The organism is Lactobacillus nasalidis (assembly GCF_016587775.1).
In the GTDB taxonomy this organism is placed as follows: domain Bacteria; phylum Bacillota; class Bacilli; order Lactobacillales; family Lactobacillaceae; genus Lactobacillus; species Lactobacillus nasalidis.
Window position 1 is genome coordinate 1 of the sequence record NZ_BOCG01000692.1, and the last position, 2,654, is coordinate 2,654.

General features: G+C 59.1%; 3 protein-coding genes. 1 reads left to right on the forward strand and 2 read right to left on the reverse strand.

Annotated features, from left to right (window positions below):
• A partial coding sequence (locus lacNas_RS13185; RefSeq protein WP_201346939.1) for an ATP-binding cassette domain-containing protein occupies positions 1 to 947 on the forward strand: 947 nt, incomplete at its 5' end.
• A gap of 48 nt (positions 948 to 995) precedes the next feature.
• Here lacNas_RS13185 and sufB read toward each other — a convergent pair.
• A complete protein-coding gene (gene sufB / locus lacNas_RS13190; protein WP_201331946.1) occupies positions 996 to 2,423 on the reverse strand; it encodes a Fe-S cluster assembly protein SufB in 1,428 nt (475 codons plus the stop codon).
• Positions 2,413 to 2,654: iron-sulfur cluster assembly scaffold protein (locus lacNas_RS13195; protein WP_507762796.1), on the reverse strand; the 242-nt coding region annotated here is incomplete at its 5' end. The genes sufB and lacNas_RS13195, both read right to left, overlap by 11 nt.

The following is a 2,654-nucleotide window of genomic DNA, read 5'->3' on the forward strand; positions in this document are numbered from 1 at the left end:
TGGCGGCGATCGACCAGGGCCTGACCAAGTCCCGGTCCCGCCTGGCAGCTTTGACCAGCCTCCAGCAGCTGCTGACCAATTTGACCATCCTGCTTTCAGCCGCCGGCATGCTGGCCCTGGCCAAAAGCCTCCAGCTGCCTTTTGCCCAGAGTCTGACCGTCACCAGTGCCATGCTGGCCAGCTTCGGACCGGTCAGCGCCCTCAGCGCCCTTTCGACCGGCCTGACCGAAACCGTGGCTAGCGGCCGCCGGGTCCTGGGCCTGCTGGATGAAGCACCGCTGCTGAACGAAAACGCGGCCGGCGACCAGCCGGCTTTTGCCGGGGCAGCCTTAAAGCAGGTCAGCTTCAGCTACCCAGGTTCAAACAAGCCAGTCCTCAAGGACTACTCCCTGACCATTCCTAAAGGAAAGATCATCGGCATTCATGCCCCAAGCGGCAGCGGCAAGTCAACCATCCTCAAGCTCCTGGCCCGCTTCTACGATGTCCAAAAGGGCCAGGTCACCATCTCAGAAAGCGACGTGCGGCAGATAAAAACCGCGGCCCTGCGGCAGCTTGAAAGCTACATGCCCCAGGAGACCTGGCTGGCCACGGACACGGTGGCCAACAACATCAGCCTCGGCCGCTCCGCCAGCCGCGAGGAAATCATCGCCTGCGCCAAAAAGGCCAACATTCACGACTTCATCATGACCCTGCCTGACGGCTATGACAGCATCGTCGGCCAGCAGGGCAGCATGTCGGCCGGGCAAAAGCAGCGCGTCGGGATCGCCCGCGCCTTCCTGCACGGCGGCGACCTGCTCTTGCTGGACGAAATCACTGCCAACCTGGACGCCTTGAATGAAGGGATCGTCTTGAAATCCATCAAAGAAGCCGGCCGCGGCAAGACCGTGGTCCTGGTTTCCCACCGGACCAGCACCCTGGCCATTGCCGACGAGATCGTCGAACTCTAAAAAAACCGTCTGGATTTTCCAGACGGTTTTTTGCTGCTTTTATATTTTTTAACCGATCGAGCCCACCATCTGGTACTTGATCAGGCGGTTGAGTTCAACGGCGTATTCCATCGGCAGTTCCTTGGTGAATGGTTCCAAAAAGCCCATCACGATCATTTCCGTGGCCTTGGCTTCAGAAATGCCCCGGCTCATCAAGTAGTAGAGCTGCTCTTCAGAAATTTTGGACACCTTGGCCTCGTGCTCCATGGAGACGTTGCCGTTCAAAACTTCATTGTAAGGGATGGTGTTGCTGGCCGACTTGTCGTCCATGATGATGGTGTCGCATTCAACGTGGGCCAAAGACCCGTCGCTGTCCGGGTTGAAGCGGACCTGCCCCCGGTAGTCCACCCGGCCGCCGTCCTTGCAAAGGGACTTGGAGACGATGGAGCTGGTGGTCTGGGGGGCATTATGAACCATCCGGGCACCGGTGTCGGAATCGATCCCGTGGCCGTTTGCGTCGCAGCCGGCAAAAGCGATCGACAGCATGGTCCCCCGGGCCCGGCGGCCATTCAGGTAGACGCTGGGGTACTTCATGGTGACCTTGGAGCCCAGGTTGCCGTCGACCCATTCCATGGTCGCATTCTCCAGCGCCTGGGCCCGCTTGGTTTCCAGGCTGTAGACGTTGTCAGACCAGTTCTGGATGGTGGTATAGCGGCAGTAGGCGTCTTTCAAGACGTTGACCTCAACGACCGCCGCGTGCAGGCTGTCGGCTGAATAGTTTGGGGCCGTGCAGCCTTCCACATAGTTGACGCTGGCCCCCTCATCGACGATGATCAGGGTTCTTTCAAACTGGCCGGAATTGCCGGCGTTGATCCGGAAGTAGCTCTGGATCGGGACTTTGGCCTGAACCCCTTTAGGCACGTAGATAAAAGTCCCCCCGGACCAGACGGCTGAATTTAGGGCCGCCATCTTGTTGTCATCCGGCTTGACCAGCTTGCCGAAATACTTTTTGACCAGGTCGGGCACCACTTGAACGGCCGCGTCGGTCGACATGAACAAGACCCCCTGCCGGGCCAAGTCTTCCTTGATTTTTTCATAGACGACTTCGGACTCGTACTGGGCCGATGACCCGGCCAGGTACTGGCGCTCGGCCTGGGGAACCCCCAGCTTCTCAAAGGTCTCCTTGATCTTGTCGGGCACCTCGTCCCAGTCTCGGACCGCCTTTTTGGCATCCCGGCGGAAGTAGTTCAAGTGGTCAAAGTCGATCTTGGTCAGATCCGGCCCGAAAGTTGGCAGCGGCATTTTGAGATAGGTCTGGTAGGCCTTGAGGCGGAAGTCCAGCATCCAGTCCGGCTCATTTTTCGCCGCGGAAATCTGCCGGACCACCTCTTCGCTCAAGCCCGTCCCTGTGGTATAGATGGGTTCGATCTCGTCTTTAAAGCCGTACTGGTAGTCTTGATCCAGGGCCCGTAAAGTTTCGTCTTTTTCAACGGTCATCTTGCTCTTTCCTTTCTAATGCTTCTGCCAGGGCCTGCCAGGCCAGGCCAGCGCATTTGACCCGGGCCGGGAAGCGCGCGACGCCTTTGAGAAGGACCGCGTCTCCCAGCAGCTCCTCTTCTTCTTTGCTGATCTCCTGCCCTTCCAGCATCCGCCAAAAAGCCGCCTGCAGCCGGTCAAGCACGGCCTGCGGCTGCTGGACGGCCAGGCTGGCCAGAATGGTGGCTGATG

Bases quoted from the DNA above. Each gene is read 5' to 3' on its own strand.
- sufB (WP_201331946.1), bottom strand. From the start codon at position 2,423: ATGACCGTTGAAAAAGACGAAACTTTACGGGCCCTGGATCAAGACTAC.